A 17,453-nucleotide genomic window follows, 5' to 3' on the forward strand; every position below is an offset into this window, starting at 1 on the left:
TGTCGTCCTGAGCCAACGGTGAGTTAATGTAGTTGAATATCGGCATCAGGGCGCGCGGATCCGCAGCGCCACCCATCAGGCCGGGCGTCATCTCGACGATCGTCGGAAATGGAAGTGGGTGCCGCCGGGCGTCCGCGCCAGCTTTACGCGCAAGCAGCATGAGGTCCCGGAAGGTCTCGCAATCTCCGAATTCCAGGCGAAGGGGAACGGGATTGACGAAGAATCCGATCGTGTCGTAGAAGTCCGGGCTCGGACGGCCACTGCTCGAGGTGAACAGGGTGATGTCGGACCGACCGGCGGCTCTTTCCGCGAGCACCATGAACGCCGCCAGGAAAACATGCCAGACGCTGCACCGATTCTGGGCCGCGCTTGCCGAGACCTTCGCAAAACTGCCGGGATCGATGGTGAAGTTCCCGATCGCGCTCCGTGGCGTCATCGTGTCGGGACTATGCGGCCGGTCAGCCGGCATGGTGAACATCTCGGCGCCCGCCAGCTTGTCCGACCAGAAGCGGCGCGCGACCGCCGCCCTCTCGCTCTGCAGGAACTCCTGTTCCCAGGCTGCGAACTCCCGGTACGGGACTGGGGTCGGGAGCGTGTGCGGCACCCCGGTCACCCTGGCCTTGTAGCAGGCCGCGATCTCGCGTCGGAGTACGTCGGTCGACCAGCCGTCACAGAAGAGGTGGTGCGTTTGGAGGGTGAGCACCGCGTCATGGTCGTCGAATCGATAGAGGGAGGCGCGCAACGACGGCTTGACGGAGAACGACATCGTCTTTTCGCTCAGTTGGGTGAGCAGGTCGATGGCCAGTTCGTCGCGCGATTCCCCGGGTGCCACGGCGATGTCGCGCACGGTGAGCGGGACCGGCAGCGGCGGCAGCACCTCCTGGAATCCGATGTTGCCGTCCGTCTCGTCGTAATGAACTCGGGTACGCAGGGACTCCTGCCGTTCCACCACATCGTCGAGTGCGCCCTTGAGCGCATCGATGCGCAGTTCTCCCTTGATGCGGAGAGCCAGTGCGATGACATGCTTCGGTGCGCGCGCCAAACCACTCGGGTCCTGCTGCCGGGAACTCAGCGGATACTGGGTAGCGGATTCTACGAGGATCTCCGATTGGTCCATGGCAAGCCCCATGATCTGTAGATCGGCATATCGGCTGCACCCGGAGAGGACGCGCGTCGCTCCCAGGCTGTCGGTTCGGGCATTCCTCTGGCGACGGTACTCAAGACGTCAGCTCCGGGCACCTTCGTACTTGCCCGCCGCTTTTTATCTCGCAGCACACTCGGAGGTGCTCCGGGAACCCGGCCAGCCGGATCGTGGTGCGTATCCACCGTGTCCGTTCGGGGCCCGATCGGTCGGGTGGATTCGAACGCTTCCTCGACATGACCCTATCCGTCGCAGAGACCGAACTCTCCGACAGCGCGGCATCCCGCGTCGTGGGTCCGCACCAGGCGGGACGGTAGCCGGCAGCTCGCCGCTTGCCAGAACTGGCCCCGCGACACGTAGCCGAATCACCTCCGGGTGACGGCGCCGATGGCTACCGCCGTCGGCGCCGGCGCCCGGGAGACGGCGCCGATGGCTACCCGCCATCGGCGCCGTCGCGTCTGTTGGCGCATCGGGGCCGGCCGCCCCCGTACCCCTAACGGCGCGTCACCGCGCAACGGGGTCAGGACATCCTCCGGCCGCCGGCCCACCTCAAGCTGAATCCCGACGTCGCGGGTACTCGCGATATCCATCGCCGCACTTTTGCGGGTGCCGCCGGCTCACTCCCTGGCAACGATCAGGAGACCGCTGAACCCACCAGGAAGGGTCCCGACCATGAGCGAAGCGCACGGCAAGCCCGAGGAAGGTGCTGAGGTTCCCGCCGTTCCGGGAGAAGCCGACCATTCCGGCCTGCTGCCCCGCCCAGCCCACGACCGGAACGTGAGCCCGGTGATCGAGTCGGCAATGAGCCGAGCTGTCCTCGTCACTGGGGCAGCAAGCGGCATGGGATGGGCCATTGCGAAGCGATTCGCGGCGGCGGGTGACCGGGTGGCGATCCTCGACAAGGCGACGGCCGGCATCGCTGAGAAACTGAAGGAGGAGCTGGACGGCACTGGGCACGTCGTCGTCCAGGCCGACCTGGTTGACAGCGACGCCGTGCTGAAGGCGGTGGACTCGGCCGCCGAGCAGCTAGGCGGCCTGGATGTCCTGGTCAACAACGCCGGCGTCTTCACCTTGCACCCGATCACCGAGGTGAGCTATGAGGTCTGGCAGCAGCACTGGCAATCCACCCTGGGGCCCAACCTGATCGGCGCGGCCAACGTAACCTGGTGCGCGGTCAGGCATATGAAGGAGCGCGGCGGCCGGATCATCAACGTCTCGTCGCGGGGCGCGTTCCGCGGCGAGCCCGAGGCGCCGGCCTACGGGGCCAGCAAGGCGGGCCTGAACGCCTTCGGTCAATCACTGGCGCTCGCGCTCGCGCCGCACGGGATCTCGGTCTCGACCGTGGCACCCGGATTCGTGAGGACCCCCATGGCCAAGCCGTACCTCGAGGCGCCGGGCGGCGACGCGATCAGGGCACAGAGCCCGTTCGGCCGAGTCGGCGAGCCGGACGAGATCGCCGCGGCCGTGTTCTATCTGGCCTCCGACAAGGCCGGGTGGGCCAGCGGGGCGGTACTCGACCTGAACGGCGCCTCCTACCTGCGGACCTGATGAGTGGCGGCCGTTGCGGCCTGGCTGCGCGGTCCAGGGAGGTGGGTCGAGGTTGTGTGACGACTCGGCCTGAGTGGTGGACGGGTGAAGGCCTCCGGTTGTGAAGTGGAGCTGTCGGCGAACCGCTCGCACGACCAGGAGGCCTTCGTCCCGTAGTCCGCGTCCTGACCACGGGGGCATGGGCAGGGCGCGTTGTCCCGGCAACGCTCGCGTGGCTTCACTCGCACGCGCCGAGTGGTCGGTTACCTGCTGGGCGAGGATCGGGCACGGTCATAGCGCGGTGGTCCGGGCGGCCGATGTCGCCCGGACCGGCTCGATCCTCAGAATGTCCGCTGGTACGCGCGTGCGGCGTCCAGCCGGGTATGTGCCATCGCGACCGCGGCGTCGGCGGGCAACAGACCGGGGCTGGCCGTGATCCGATCCAGCAGTTCGACGGTGTTGGCCGTGATCCGCTCGGCGATCTCGGTGAATGCCTCTGCGCGGGTACGGCCTCGGTGCTCGGCGGCCGCACAGATCACGCCACCCGCGTTGACGATCACGTCGGGCACGCTGAGCACGCCGCGCCGGGCGAGGACGACCTCCGCCTCTGGTGTGACCGGCAGGTTCGCGCCTTGGAGAATCGTCCGCGCCTGAACGGCGTGGACGTTGCCCATGTGCACAGCGTCCCCTTGGGCGGCCGGGATCAGGATGTCGCACTCGACGGTGAGCAGTTGGTCGCGCTCCATCGTTTTCACGTCGTGGTACTCCGCGATGGGGCCGATCCGCTGGAATGCCACGAGCGCGTCGATGTCAAGGCCGTCCTGGTCGTAGACGGCGCCGGTGATGTCGGACACCGCGACGATGCGCGCGCCGAGGCGGGCCAGCTCACGGGCGGCATATTGTCCGACGGCACCGAAGCCTTGGACGGCCACCCGGGCGCCGGCGAGCTCAAGGCGGTTGGCGGCGTTGAGCGCCTCCGCGCACTTCGCCACGCCGTAGCCGGTGGCGCCGATCTCGTTGAGCGGGATGCCGCCCAGCGCGCTGGGCAGGCCGACCGATCGGCCGATCTCGTCGTGGATCCACGCCATCGCCGTCTCGTCGGTGCCCACGTCAGGCCCGGGGATGTAGTCCACGAGGTGGCGGATCGCCTGCGCGAAGGCGCGGATCACGGACTGCCGCGCGGCGGGGTCGAGCGGCGCGTCGATGTGGATGCCGGACTTTCCACCGCCGTGTGGCAGCCCGGCTACGGCGTTCTTGATCGTCATGGCGCGAGCGAGCCGGGCGACCTCGCCAACGGTGACTGTCGGGGTCATGCGCACGCCGCCGACGGCCGGGCCGAGCAAGAGGTTGTCGAGCACGACGATGCCCGTCGCGCCGGCCGGCAACTCGAAGAAGTGGACGGCCGTGGGGCCAAGATCGTCGGCCGGCCACGCTGAAGTCTTCTGCATCATGACCTCACCGTCGTCCCGGTGTGAACTGTCGCGCTCGTGCCGAGGGTGACGTGCCCGCGCCCGGCGGCGAATACCAGTATGACTTGAGCATGAATATGACCTCCAAAGCCGATGGGCGACCGTCCTGTCGAGTCTCACCGGGTCATCAAGTCATGCTCAACGGTGAAATTGCCGTCTCCGTCACTGAAGAGGCCGCCCGGAAAGGGGCTCCCCCGTCGACCGGGACCGGTTGAGCACAAGGGGTCCGGCCGCTTCCGGCCAGCGAAATTCGGCGCGAATTCGCAGTCCATCAAGGATTGCTGCGCCAGTCGTAGCACGCTCGGCGATATCAGTCACGACATTGAGGGTGCGGGTGCTGCCGACGGCTTGGTGCCCGACACAGCTCATGCGTGTCGACGCGGAGGAGGCCGCAGCGGAAAGCCCGCCTTTGACGTCTTCGAGTATTGCCTCCTGGCGCCGCCCTCAGGCTCGCGATGCCTGGCGGCGTTGTCTTCTCCCATGTTGCCGGCATCGGTCGCCTGATGACGCACGCATGGAGACGCCGCGGTGCGTGGCTCGCGCGCATGCTGGACACGACGTCATCGAGCGGAGGAAAGGCGACATGGCGGACCATGACGTGATCGACGATCTGCGTGCGGAAACGAGCGGATCGATCGCGTGGTGGCCGCGTCGATCGCCGCGACGTCCGCGGTCTCTGCGGGAACTGGCGAGAAGGCACATGCGGAGGCAATTGAAACCCTCCGCCGCAAGCGAGCCAGCCGCAACGGAGGGGCTGGCCATGGTTCCGGGCAAACCTGAGGGGAACATCGGGCTATGAATCAAGGCAGCAATCTGAACGTTGCCGTCCTCGGAGCTGGGCTCATCGGGCTCGATCTCGTGACCAAGATCAAGCGTTCCAGATTCCTTGATTGCCAGTTGGTGGTCGCGCGCGACGAGCAGAACCGCGGCTTGCGGAGCGCGGCGGCAATGGGCTGCCGGACGACCGGCGGCGGAGTCACCTCGTTGGCTGCTGACCCCGTGAACTTCGATGTCGTATTCGACGCCAGCAACGCGGCATCCCACGCCGCGCACTGGGAATACTTGGAAACCCTTGGGGCGTTGGTCATCGACCTGACGCCGAGCAGGATCGGGCACATGATCGCGCCCACCGTCAACGGAACTGACGCGCTCGTGCACCGCAACGTCAGTCTGATCAGCTGCGGCGGTCAGACGGCAATCCCGGTCCTGCATGCGCTCACGCAGCGGTACTCGCCCAGTTACATCGAGGTGGTGACCACCGCGGCCAGCATGAGCGTCGGCAGGGCCAGCCGGTTGAATCTCGACGAGTACGTCCAGACGACGCAGGCCGCGATACGTGCCTTCACCGGGGTGCCCGATGTCAAGGTCCTGCTCAACCTCAGCCCTGCCGAGCCGCCTCCCACATTCAGGGTGGCGATATCGCTGATCGGCGATGATTTCGACCCGGACGTGATCCGCAAGCACGTGACCGCGGTAGCGGAGGAGGTCCGGACGTTCGCTGCCGGGTTCGAGATCACCGCGTGCAGCGTGGTCGACGGAAAGGCATTCATCGCGATCGAGGTGGAAGCCTCGGGCGACCTGATCCCGAGCCATGCGGGGAACCTCGACATCATCAACTCGGCCGCCATCTTCGTCGCCGAGCAGTACGCAGCGGCCCGCCTGGTCACCGAGGAAAGGACCGTGAGCTGACCATGAACCAGGGTACGCACGAAGACGCAGCGAAGACCCGGCCGGTGACCATTCACGACCCGACGCTGCGCGACGGTCAGCATGCGATTCGTCACCAGCTCGGTCGCGATCAGCTCCGGCGCTACGCCGCCGCGGCGGAGGCCGCTCGCATCCCGGTCGTGGAGGTCGGTCACGGCAACGGCCTGGGGGCGTCCTCGCTCCAGGTAGGTAGGGCCGCGCTGACCGACGCCGAGATGCTCACGACGGTTCGGGAGCAGCTCTCGCACAGCAAGATGGGCGTGTTCATGCTGCCGGGATGGGCCACGACACGCGACCTAAAGGAAGCGATGAACCATGGCGTCGACGTGGTGCGGGTCGGTGCCCACTGCACCGAGGGCAACACCATGGAACGCTATCTGGGTTTCCTCCGGGACGCCGGCGTGGAGGCGCAGGGCGTGCTGGTGATGAGCCACATGGCCGCACCGGGACGGCTGGCTGAGGAGTGCCGTCGGCTCGTGGACTACGGCGCTTCGGCCGTGGGAATAATGGACTCCGCTGGGCACTACCTGCCCGAGGACGTCAGCGAGCGGGTTGCCGCCATGGCCGCAGCCGTCGACGTACCCATCATCTTCCACGGGCACAACAACCTCGGGCTGGCGGTGGCCAATTCCGTAGCCGCGGCGCGGGCCGGCGCCACGATCATCGACGCCTGCGCCAGAGGATTCGGCGCGGGCGCCGGCAATACACAGCTCGAGGTCGTGGTGCCGGTGCTCGAGCGGAGCGGCTTCTCGACGGGCATCGACCTGTACGCGCTGCTGGACGCGGCGGACCTGGCCGGGCGGGAATTCGTGCCCACACCGCCGACCATCGACTCCGTGGGCATCGTGAGCGGGCTTTCGGGCGTGTTCTCCGGATTCAAGAACCCGGTGCTCGACGCCGCGAGGCGAGAGAACCTGGATCCGCGTGACATCTTCTTCGAGCTGGGCAGGCGCCAGGCGGTCGCCGGCCAGGAAGATCTGATAGCTGACGTTGCCGCGACCTTGAGCAGAAGCAAGGTCAGTAACGCGAGTTCGGCGTATTAACAGAGCCCGTCCGGCCGGGCACCGACCGGGCCGCTGCCCGCACCCTGACGCGGACTCTGCACCAGGCGCTCACCGACGAGGAGGCGGACCGGTGGCCGCCGGGCTGATCGCCTGTCTAGGGGAGCGCACCCACCGGCACGCCGCCTGACGTGCCTTCCCTCGACCCCTGGGAGTTGCCGTGCGCATCCTGATACTGAACTGTCCGAGCAAGACACACCTGTACGCGCTGACGCCGCTCGCCTGGGCCCTGCGCACAGCCGGGCACGAGGTGCGGGTGGGCACCCAGCCGGACCCGGTCGGGCTGACCGCCGAGGACGTCGCGCACACCGGCCTGACCGCGGTGTCCCTCGGCCCGCCGATCGACGTCACCGGGATGGTGGCCGAGAAGGCCGCCGAGGCGGAAGCGGCCGCCGTCCCGGACGCGGCCGCCGGCCCGTACGAGAACGGGCGGAAGTCGGTGCAGGCCGACTACGTCGCCGGCGACCCGTACCTCGAGTTGGAGGCGTTGGCCAACTGGCACTTCACGACCTTCAACCCGGACCCGGTGATCGACGCCGCGGTGAGCTTCGCCCGGGCCTGGAAGCCGGACCTGGTGCTCTGGGACGGCATGACGATGGCCTACGCCGGCCCGGCCGCCGCCCGGGCCTGCGGCGCCGCGCACGCCCGCCTGGTGATCTGCACCGACGCGCTGGTGCAGCTGCGGAACGCGGCGCGGGCGGCGGACCCGGAGCGCGACCCGATGCGGGCCGCCCTGGAGCCGATCCTCGCCCGGTACGGCCTGGACTTCACCGAGGACTCGGTGACCGGCCAGTGGTCGGTGAACGCCATGCAGCCCTGGACCTGGCAGCCGGACGGCATCGACTACCAGATGGTGCGGGCGGTGCCGTTCAACGGCCCGTCGATCGTCCCGGAGTGGCTGTACGCCGAGCCGGACCGCCGGCGCGTCTGCCTCACGCTCGGCCTGTCGTTCCGCGAGCTGAACGCGGGCGCGTCCCTGGGCGACATGCTGGACGCGGTCGCCGACCTGGACGCGGAGGTGGTCGTCACGCTCAGCGCGGAGCAGCGCGCCGCCCTGCCGACCCTGCCGAGCAACGTCCGCCCGGTCCCCTTCGTGCCGCTGAATGCGCTGCTGCCGACCTGCTCGGCGATCGTGCACCACGGCGGGTACGGCACGGTCGCCTCGGCCACCCATTACGGGGTGCCGCAGCTGCTGGTGCCGGGCAAGTTCGGCGGGGACAAGTTCTGGGGCCCGCTGGCGGTCGTCACCGCCTTGGAGGAGCGGGGCGCCGGCGTCTACGTCAGCGACCCCGGCCGGCTCACCGCCGACGTCCTGCACGGCCACCTGCGGCGGGTGCTGGACGACCCGTCGTACGCCCGCAACGCCGAGCGCCTGCGCGCGGAGACCGCGGCGGTCCCGACGCCCAACGACGTCGTGCCGGAGATGGAGAAGCTGACCGCCCTCCACCGCGCCGGGTAGCGGGCACGCCAGCTCATCGTGGCCGGGGCCGTCGAGTTCACCCCGACGCCCCGGCCCGACGACCGGCGACTGCTCGTCCCACCGTTCCAGAAGACGGCGTTCCGGCGGGCAACCGGCCGGCCGCTGATGCCGGTGACGCAGGCCAACCACAGCCGGTCGCGGCGCGGGGTGCGCGTCACCGCGACGCCGCCGGGCTGCGCCAAGTAGGTGTACTGCACGCGCGGCGCGGCCCTCGACATCGTGGTGGACATCCGGGTGCTTGGCGGCGTTCGGCCGGAACCTCGGGCTGCCGCTGTCCACCGGCATGCCGCTGATCCTCTCCGCGCGCGGCCAGGTGGCGCCCGCCCTCGCCGAGGCGGAGCGACAGGGCCGTCTGCCGCGGTACGAGGACTGCCAGGCGGTGAAATTCACCTGTGGCATCGAGGCGGCCGGCGGCGGGGTGTGCCCCCGCCGCCGGCCCGGCGTTCAGAGGTGGACCGGCAGTGCGAGGAGGCCGTTCATGATGAACGTGCCCTGCCCGGCCAGTTCCTTCGGCTCCACCGCAAGCCGCAACCCCGGGAAGCGCGTGAACAGCGCCTCCACAGCGATGCGCGTCTCCATCCGGGCCAGGGCCGGGCCGATGCACCGGTGCACGCCGTGCCCGAACGCCACGTGCCGCTTGTCCGCGCGCTGGACGTCGAACTCCCCCGCGGCGGCGCCGTGCACCTCCGGGTCGCGGCCGGTCGCGGCGTAACCGACCAGCACCGGGTCACCCCGGGAAATCGTCACGCCGGCGATCGTGACGTCCTCCGTCGCGAACCGGAACGGCAGGTGCGCGACCGGCGCCTCGGTGCGCAGCGTCTCCTCCACCACGTCGTCCCAGTCCACCCGGCCGCCCACTGCCAGGGCGCGCTGGCCGGGCCGGGTGAGCAGCGCCGCCACGGTGTTCGTGATGAGGTTCCTGGCCGGCTCAGCGCCGGTATTGAGCATCAGCTGCGCCAGGCCGACCAGCTCGGCATCGGACCCGTCGCCCGCGCCGGTCACCGGGCACCCGCCCGGCTGGGCCGCGATCATGTCGCTGATCAGATCCTCCCCCGGCTCCCGGCGCTTCGCCGCGACCAAGGCCTCGATCTTGCCCCGCAGCCGGGCGAACTCCGCAGCCGCTTTCTGCGGGGTCGACTCGACGTACCCGGCGCGGTCCAGGATGCCGTCCGGGTCGCCGTCGGGCACGCCGAGCAGTTCGCCGATCACCCGCGACGCAACCCGGTGCGCGTACCGCTCCTTGAGGTCAACCGGCTCGCCCGGCCGCTCGGCCGCGTACCCGGCCAGGTCGTCCAGCGCGCCCGTCACGACCCGCTCGACCCGCGGCCGCAGCGCGGCGATGCGCTGCGGGCTGAACGCGCGGGTGACGAGCCGGCGCTGGCGGGCGTGCGGCTCACCGTCCGCGGTCGACATGTTGTCCATCCGGGCCCAAGCGATCAGCGGGAAGTCCGGGCCGAGGCTGCCGTCGACGTACGCCGGCCAGTGCCGCCGGGCGTTCTTGGCGAACCGCTCGTCCGCCAGGACCTTCCGGGCGGCGTGGTAGCCGGTCACCGACCAGGCCGCGACCCCGCCGGGCAGCAGCACGCGGGTGACCGGCCCGCGGGCCCGGAGCTGGGCCGCCTCGCCGTGGATGTCGGTGCCGGCGGGATCGATGACGAACAAGGAATCGTTGTCCACATCTACCTCCTGTGAGGACGGATCGGTGCAGGTCACTCCCCATCGTGGCCAGTGATCACCGTCGCGGGCGTCTTCCACGGTGCGCTGCCGACCGGCGGGCGGCGACGCGGCCCGACACGCAAATCAGGAGAATCACCGGGACCTGGCGTCGTCGAGCCGGGCAGCCGCGCCTGGTGGTCGAGCTGCGACGCTCGTACCCGGGGCCGTCTGACCCCGGCCACGCGCGGATGGAGCCCGGGGTCGGCGGTCTTGGCTCCGCCGGCCCCGGGAGTCACGGTGCGCTCAGCGGCGCGTGCGCACGAAGGTGCCGGGGCTGCTCGGCCGGCCACGAATCGTGCTTCTCTGGGCCCTCCCCGCCAGACATCGTCATTGGCCACTTCCGCGGCTCGGCGCCATGGACCGGTGCGGGTCCGGCGGCCGCCAGCTCACGATCTGGTCAAGCACCAGCTTGGCCAGGTCCGGCGTCACGTCGTCGGGCCGTTCCGCGGGGGGCGGCGGTGTGATCCGACACCGACCCGGGCCAGTCCGGGGCAGCACGAAGTCGGGCTCATCGGTCATCACCGTCACCGCGACCGCGTCGGGGGGCGCCATCGCGGGCTGGTCGTTGCGGCAGGCCAGCAAGAAGGCGAGCCAGGTCCGGTACGACACCAGCAGCTCGGAGAAGGCCAGGGGCGGCTTGTCGAGGCCATGCCGCTTCGCCAGCTCCGCCAGCCCCTTCCTCATGAGCTGCTCCATCCCCGCGACGCAGGACCACGGATCGCCATCCAGGTCAGGACAAGAGTGGCCGCCGGCGCCCAGCTTCGCCTGGAACTCCGCGAACCCCTCAGTGACGTGGTCCGTACCGGGCCAGGTTGGCTGCACCAGGATGGCGGTGACCTCCCGGGCGGCGCTCAGGCGGCTGGCGATGTGCAGGGACAGGCCCGCGGCGCTGCAGTGGCTCACGACGAACACCCGCTGGTCAGTTGCTGCGGAGGATTCGCCGGAGCGGAAGATGGCAACGGCCTCGTCCGCCAGTTCCGGCAGGGAGGCGTAGAGCCGGTCCCCGGACAGTGCGCCACGCGGATCCACCTGGTAGATCCGCTGATCGGTGGCCACGCCGCTGAGCAGCTGGCTGAGCCGGGGCGCTCCGTTGAGCGCCTGGAAGTCGGCGACCAGGACTGCCGCTCCGTCCCCGGAGCTGAGTTGGCTGCAAATTCGTCCGGTGCCGGCGACGGGGCGCATCGGTGTTTCCTTTCGTCAGGCGCTTCAGCTCATCAGCAGCAGCGGGACTTCCGCGTCCCCTCGACGATGAACGCGCTCGCGGGCTTGAGTTCGGCGGGCGGAACGGCCGCTCACGCTTCAGATGCCGCCGTCCATGGCCGCGACGGCGCGCTCCATCGCGATTCGCGTGTGGTACAGGTCGTCGGGTTCTTGAGGCATGTCGAAGACGAATGTGCGGGCGCCCCCCTTCAGGTACGTCGTCACTGCCTGTGCCACCTCGTCGTAGCTCCCCACCAGGTAGGGGCAGAACGTGTGGTGGTACCGGAAGGGAACCAACCAGTACGCCCCTCCCTCCCCTTCATCGGCGATAGGCACGGAAGCGAGCTGAGGCTGCCAGGACGACACGGCGGCGGAGAGGAGCAATTTCATCCTCTCGGCCCCTGCCGGGTCGGCCGGGAACCGCTTGCGCGCGATCCGCCACGCCTCGGACGAGTCATCACGGGCGATGATTCCGATGCTGATGCCGGCGCCGAACTTGTTCTTGCGAGCATCCGGACTCGCGAATTCGGCGGGCAGCAACGGGAAGGAGAGCTGGCCGACGCCCAGCGACTCTCCCGCCTGCAGGCTGGCTGCCGACGAGCCGGACACGTACGCCGTGGGCAGCAGGTCGGCGGGCACCGGGGTGGTGAGCCGGGCCCGCCGGAAGTTGTAGTACTGGCCCGCGTAACTGGTCAGGCCGCCATCAAGCAGCATTCTGACGATCGTCACGTACTCGATGAGCCGGTCGTATCGGGCGTCGTGCGACAGAACATCACCCTGGACGCGGAGATCACGGCTGAATCCGCCGCTGACGAAGTTGAGGTCGACTTGCCTGCCGTACAAGTGGGCCAGGGACGACACCGCCCGGGCCAACGCGAACGGGCTCTTGTCCAGCGGCTGTACCGCGATGAGCGGCACGAAGGTGGCGGTGTTCGCGATGGTCGCCTGGGCCGACATCCAGGCGTCGATCGAGGTGTTGTCGCTGTACAGCAGGGCGCCGCGGTAGCCCGCGTCATCGGCCCACCTGGCGGTCTCCAGCAGCTTGCGCAGGTGGGAATCCTGGCCGTACCCAATGCTGGATCGACATGTCGAGTAGATGGTTACACCGCTGGCGGCCAGGTCCATCGTCCCTCCTCCGGGCGTCGTCTTGCGGATCAGGGCTGTCCGATCGCGGGCAGCGGCGCCTGACTGGCGATGCCGCTGACGGACGGATTGGCGAGGAAGTTCTGCAGACTGATCTTGATGCCGAGCTGGTCTTCCAACCGGGCGACGAGTACGGCGCCGAGCAGCGAATGCCCGCCCAGGTCGAAGAAGTTGTCGTCGACGCCGACCCGGTCCACCCCGAGCACCTGGGCGAACAACTCGCACAGGGCCTGCTCGGCCGGGGTCGACGGCTCCCGGGTCGGGCCTGCGGCGTAGTCCGGGGCCGGCAGCGCCCGCCGGTTCAGCTTCCCGTTCACCGACATCGGCAACTCATCGATGGCCACCACCGCGGACGGCACCATGTATCCGGGCAGGGCTCGGCCCACCGCGGCCCGCATCCCGGCCACGTCCACCTCATCAGCCTTACCGGCCGCGGGCACCACGTACCCGACCAGGCGGCGGTCACCCGGGCGGTCCTCCCGCAGCACCACCACGGCTCGGGCCACCCCGGGCTGAGTGGCCAGCACGGCCTCGATCTCGCCCAGCTCGATCCGGAAGCCCCGAAGCTTGACCTGCTCGTCGACCCGGCCCAGGAACTCCAGCTCCCCGTCAGCCCGCCAGCGCACCAGGTCGCCGGTCCGGTACATCCGCTCACCGGACCCGAACGGGCAGGCCACGAACCGCTCCGCGGTCAGCCCGGGCCGGTTCAGGTATCCCCGCGCCAGGCACGGCCCGGCCAGGTACAGCTCCCCGGGCACCCCGGCCGGCACCACGCCCAGCCGCTCGTCGAGCACATAAGCTCGCACATTCCACATCGGCCCGCCGATCGGCGGGGTCTCCCCGCCCGACAACTGCCTGCTCATCGTCGTGCCCACGGTCGCCTCGGTCGGGCCGTATCCGTTGTACATCCGCCGGCCCGCCGACCACGCGGCGACAAGCTCGCCGGAGCTGGCCTCGCCACCGACGATGAGACACTCCAGGTCGGGCACCTTCTCGGGTGTCGCCCCGGCGAGGGCGCTGGGCGCCACCATCGCATGGGTGATGCGGAGCTCGTTGAACGCCTCGGCCAGGACCTCCCCGGCCAGCGGCCACTGCTCGGGAAGGACCAGCGCCGCCCCGGCGGTCAGCGACAACAGCAGCTCCACGAGTGACATGTCGAAGCTCAGCGAGAGCAACTGCGCCACCCGTGACCCCGGCCTGGACTGGAAGGTGTGCACCAGGAACGCCGCCAGACTCGGCAGACCCCGGTGGCTGACCACGACGCCCTTGGGCCGCCCCGTGGACCCGGACGTGTAGATCACGTACGCCGGATGGCCGGGCAGCAGCGGCGCGATCCGCTCCTGATCGGTGACCTCGCCGTCGGGCTGCCCCGCCACCGCTGCGGCCACCTGCGGGTCGTCGAGGATGACCCGCACGCCCGCGGCGGGAAGTTCGGCGCCGACCTGCCGGGTCGTGAGCATCGCGACCGGCGCGGCGTCGGTGAGCATGTACGCGATCCGGTCCGCCGGGTACCCGGGATCCACCGGGAGGTAAGCCGCGCCGGCCTTGACCACCGCGAGCACCGCCGCCACCATCTCCAGCGACCGCGGCAGCGCCACCGCCACCACCCGCTCCGGCCCCGCACCCAACCCCACCAGGTGCCGCGCCAGCCGGTTCGACCGGGCATCCAGCTCCGCGTACGACCACGACACGCCACCGAACTCCACCGCCACCGCATCCGGCGTCCGCGCCGCCTGCGCCGCGAACAGCTCCGGCAGCACCGTCCCGGGCACATCCCGCGCCGTGTCGTTCCACCGCGAGACGACCAGTTCCCGCTCCGCCGCCGACAGCAGCTCCACGCCGCTGACCCGCAGCCCCGGGTCGGCGGCGACCTGGCCCAGCAGCCGGACCAGTCGCTCCGCCAGCGCTTGCGCGGTGCCCGGGTCGAACAGGTCCGCCGCGTACTCCAGCGTGACGCTGATCCCGCCCGGGGTGCCGTCCGGCTCGTGTCGCGACCGGTACGTCAGCGACAGGTCGAACTTGGCCGACTGCTCCGGCAGTGGCAGGTTCCGGGCCTGCAGGCCGGGGACCTGCCACTCCCTGCTGGTGTCGTCATCGGAGGCCAGCGTCACCTGGAACAGCGGGTGATGGGCGGTCGACCGGACCGGGTTCAGCACTTCCACCAGCCGTTCGAACGGGACGTCCTGGTGGGCGTAGGCGGCCAGGTCCTGGTCGCGGACCCGGCGGAGCAGCTCCGCGAAACTCGGGTCGCCCGACAGGTCGGTCCGCAGCACCAGCGTGTTGACGAAGAATCCGACCAGGTGATGCAGTCTCTCGTCACCACCACGGCCGGCCACCGGCACGCCGATCGGGATGTCGGTGCCGGCCCCGGACCGGGACAGCAGGACCGCGAGCCCGGCCTGGAGCACCATGAACATCGTCACCTGATGTTGACGCGCCAGCTCCGCCAGCCCGCGGTGCACCTCCGCGTCCACGTCCACCGCGACCTGCCCGCCACGATAGGAGCGATACGCCGGGTGGGACCGGTCGAACGGCAGTTCCAGCCGCTCGGGCAGGCCGGAAAGCGCCGACTGCCAGTACTCCACCTGCCGGGCCAGCACGCTGCCGCGGTCCTGGTCGCCGCCGAGGAGCCCGCGCTGCCACAGCGTGTAATCCGCGTACTGCACCGGCAGGTCCGTCCACTCCGGCGCGTGGCCCGCCAGCCGCGCCTCGTACGCCTGCTCCAGGTCTCCCAGCAGCACGCCGACCGACCAGCCGTCACTGGCGATGTGGTGCATCAGCAGCACCAGCACGCACTCGTCCGCCCCCAGCACGAACAGCCACGCCCGCACCGGCAGCTCGCCGGCCAGGTCGAACACATACTGGGAGGCCTGCCCGGTGAGCGCGGCCAGCTCGGTCTCCTCAGCCTGCACGACCGTGACCTCAGGCACCGCCAGCGCGGCCGGGACCACCCGCTGGTACGGCTGCCCGTCCACCACCGGGAACATCGTCCGCAACGTCTCGTGCCGCCGGACCACGTCACCCAACGCCGCGGTCAGCGCATCGGTGTCCAGCCGCCCCCGCAGCCGCCACGCGAACGGCACGTTGTAGGTCGTGCTCGGGCCCTCCAGCTGTGCCAGGAACCACAACCGCTGCTGGGCGAACGACAACGGCAGGCGCTCCGGCCGGTCCGCCGGCTCCAGCGGCGGCCGCGCCTCCCCGACGCTGTCCAGCGACCGCGCCAGCAACTCCACCGTCGGGTGATCGAACACCGCACGGATCTCCAGCTCCACCCCCAGCACCGACCGCACCCGGCTGATCAGCCGGGCCACCAGCAGCGAGTGCCCACCCAGGTCGAAGAAGTTGTCGTCCACCCCGACCCGGTCCACCCCCAGGACCTGGGCGAACAGCTCGCACAGGAGCTCCTCGGCGGGCGAGGACGGCTCGCGGCCACTCCCGCCGACGAACGTCGGCGCCGGCAGCGCCCGCCGGTCCAGCTTTCCGTTCACGGTCAACGGCAGCGCGTCCAGGACCACCACCGCGGCGGGCACCATATAGACGGGCAGCACCTGGGCCGCGGCGGCCCGGATCCCGGCCGGGTCCAGCTCGCTCCCCGTCGCGGGCACGACGTAGCCCACCAGGCGCTGGTCCCCGGGGCGGTCCTCCCGCATCACCACCACGGCCCGGGCCACCCCGGGCTGCCCGGCCAGCACCGCCTCGATCTCGCCCGGCTCGACCCGGAAGCCGCGGACCTGGACCTGCTCGTCCACCCGGCCCAGGTACTCCAGCTCGCCGTCGTCCCGCCAGCGCACCAGGTCGCCGGTCCGGTACATCCGCTCACCGGACGCGAACGGGCAGGCCACAAACCGCTGCGCGGTCAGCCCGGGCTGGTTCAGGTATCCCCGCGCCAGGCTCGGCCCGGCCAGGTACAGCTCCCCCGCCACCCCCGGCGGCACCGCCCTCAGCCGCCCGTCCAGGACGTACGCCCGGGCATTCCAGATCGGCCTGCCGATCGGCGGAGTGTCTCCTCCCGACAGCGGCCCGCTCATCGTCGTGCACACCGTCGCCTCGGTCGGGCCATAGGCGTTGAACATCCGCCGGCCCCTCGACCACTCGGCGGCGACCTCGCCCGAGCAGGCCTCACCGCCGACCATCAGGCACTCCAGCTCGGGCAGCTGCTCCGTGGTCGCCCCGGCCAGGGAGGCCGGCCCGACCAGGGCATGGCTAGCCCGCAGCTCGCGCAACGTGTCCGCGAGCACCTCCCCGGCCAGCTGTCGCTGCTCGGGAAGGACCAGCGCCGCCCCGGCGGGCAACGACATCAGCAGCTCCATGACCGCCGCGTCGAAGCTCAGCGAGGCCACCTGCCCCACCCGCGATTCGGGCCCGATCTCGAAGGTGCGGATCAGGAACCCGGACAGGCTCGCCACGCCCCGGTGGCTGACCACCACGCCCTTGGGCCGCCCGGTGGACCCGGAGGTGTAGATCACGTAGGCAGGGTGAGCAGGGAGCAGCGGCGCCAGCCGGTCCGCGTCGCCCAGGCCGCTGCCGTCCAGCCGGGCGACCGACGCGACCACCTCAGGGTCATCAAGATTGAGCACATCCACGCCCGCCGCATCCGGCAGCCGCGCCGAGGTGGCCCGGTCACTGATGATCAGGAGCGGTGCGGCGTCGGAAAGCATGAACCCGATCCGGTCCGCCGGATAACCCGGGTCGACCGGCAGATAGGCCGCGCCGGCCTTGACCACCGCGAGCACCGCCGCCACCATCTCCAGCGACCGCGGCAGCGCCACCGCCACCACCCGCTCCGGCCCCGCACCCAACCCCACCAGGTGCCGCGCCAGCCGGTTCGACCGGGCATCCAGCTCCGCGTACGACCACGACACGCCACCGAACTCCACCGCCACCGCATCCGGCGTCCGCGCCGCCTGCGCCACGAACAACTCGGGCAGCACCACTTCCGGCACATCCCGCGCCGTGTCATTCCACCGCGAGACGACCAGTTCCCGCTCCGCCTCTGTCAGCAATTCCAT

General features: G+C 70.3%; 11 protein-coding genes. 5 read left to right on the forward strand and 6 right to left on the reverse strand.

Annotated elements, in window-relative coordinates:
• Positions 1-1,117 (reverse strand): condensation domain-containing protein (locus tag FXF52_RS25610; RefSeq protein ID WP_255472339.1); only part of this gene is annotated, 1,117 nt, incomplete at its 3' end.
• A 696-nt stretch (positions 1,118-1,813) separates the two neighbouring features.
• Between FXF52_RS25610 and FXF52_RS25615 the strand changes: the two genes are divergently transcribed.
• The gene (locus FXF52_RS25615) at positions 1,814-2,689 is read left to right on the forward strand and encodes an SDR family NAD(P)-dependent oxidoreductase (RefSeq protein WP_255472340.1); all 876 of its coding nucleotides are present in this window, start codon (positions 1,814-1,816) and stop codon (positions 2,687-2,689) included.
• A 320-nt stretch (positions 2,690-3,009) separates the two neighbouring features.
• Here FXF52_RS25615 and FXF52_RS25620 read toward each other — a convergent pair whose 3' ends face one another.
• Positions 3,010-4,119, reverse strand: a complete 1,110-nt coding sequence (locus tag FXF52_RS25620) for a Glu/Leu/Phe/Val dehydrogenase (RefSeq protein WP_222870676.1) — start codon at positions 4,117-4,119, stop codon at positions 3,010-3,012.
• A gap of 813 nt (positions 4,120-4,932) precedes the next feature.
• Between FXF52_RS25620 and FXF52_RS25625 the strand changes: the two genes are divergently transcribed.
• The 4 genes from FXF52_RS25625 to FXF52_RS25640 all read left to right on the forward strand — a co-directional run bounded on the left by FXF52_RS25625 (position 4,933) and on the right by FXF52_RS25640 (position 8,571).
• Entirely contained in the window at positions 4,933-5,826 is an 894-nt protein-coding gene (locus FXF52_RS25625) for an acetylating acetaldehyde dehydrogenase (protein ID WP_148800886.1), read from the forward strand.
• A gap of 2 nt (positions 5,827-5,828) precedes the next feature.
• On the forward strand, positions 5,829-6,887 hold the full coding sequence (dmpG, locus tag FXF52_RS25630) for a 4-hydroxy-2-oxovalerate aldolase (protein WP_148800887.1): 1,059 nt from the start codon (positions 5,829-5,831) through the stop codon (positions 6,885-6,887).
• Between the two features lie 178 nt (positions 6,888-7,065).
• On the forward strand, positions 7,066-8,364 hold the full coding sequence (locus tag FXF52_RS25635; RefSeq protein WP_148800888.1) for a nucleotide disphospho-sugar-binding domain-containing protein: 1,299 nt from the start codon (positions 7,066-7,068) through the stop codon (positions 8,362-8,364).
• Positions 8,365-8,382: 18 nt separating this feature from the next.
• Positions 8,383-8,571: a dTDP-4-dehydrorhamnose 3,5-epimerase family protein gene (locus FXF52_RS25640; protein WP_305069358.1), complete on the forward strand. Its 189-nt coding sequence runs from the start codon at positions 8,383-8,385 to the stop codon at positions 8,569-8,571.
• A gap of 258 nt (positions 8,572-8,829) precedes the next feature.
• Here FXF52_RS25640 and FXF52_RS25645 read toward each other — a convergent pair whose 3' ends face one another.
• From FXF52_RS25645 to FXF52_RS43895, 4 genes are all read right to left on the reverse strand, one after another.
• Positions 8,830-10,062, reverse strand: coding sequence for a cytochrome P450 (locus FXF52_RS25645; protein ID WP_148800890.1), 1,233 nt, complete (start codon positions 10,060-10,062; stop codon positions 8,830-8,832).
• A 366-nt stretch (positions 10,063-10,428) separates the two neighbouring features.
• A complete protein-coding gene (locus FXF52_RS25650) occupies positions 10,429-11,283 on the reverse strand; it encodes a hypothetical protein (protein ID WP_148800891.1) in 855 nt (284 codons plus the stop codon).
• 117 nt (positions 11,284-11,400) lie between these two features.
• Positions 11,401-12,426: an LLM class flavin-dependent oxidoreductase gene (locus FXF52_RS25655; protein WP_148800892.1), complete on the reverse strand. Its 1,026-nt coding sequence runs from the start codon at positions 12,424-12,426 to the stop codon at positions 11,401-11,403.
• A 29-nt stretch (positions 12,427-12,455) separates the two neighbouring features.
• Positions 12,456-17,453: a non-ribosomal peptide synthetase gene (locus tag FXF52_RS43895; RefSeq protein WP_264998601.1), complete on the reverse strand. Its 4,998-nt coding sequence runs from the start codon at positions 17,451-17,453 to the stop codon at positions 12,456-12,458.

Source organism: Micromonospora sp. MP36, from assembly GCF_008119785.1.
Lineage (GTDB): Bacteria > Actinomycetota > Actinomycetes > Mycobacteriales > Micromonosporaceae > Micromonospora.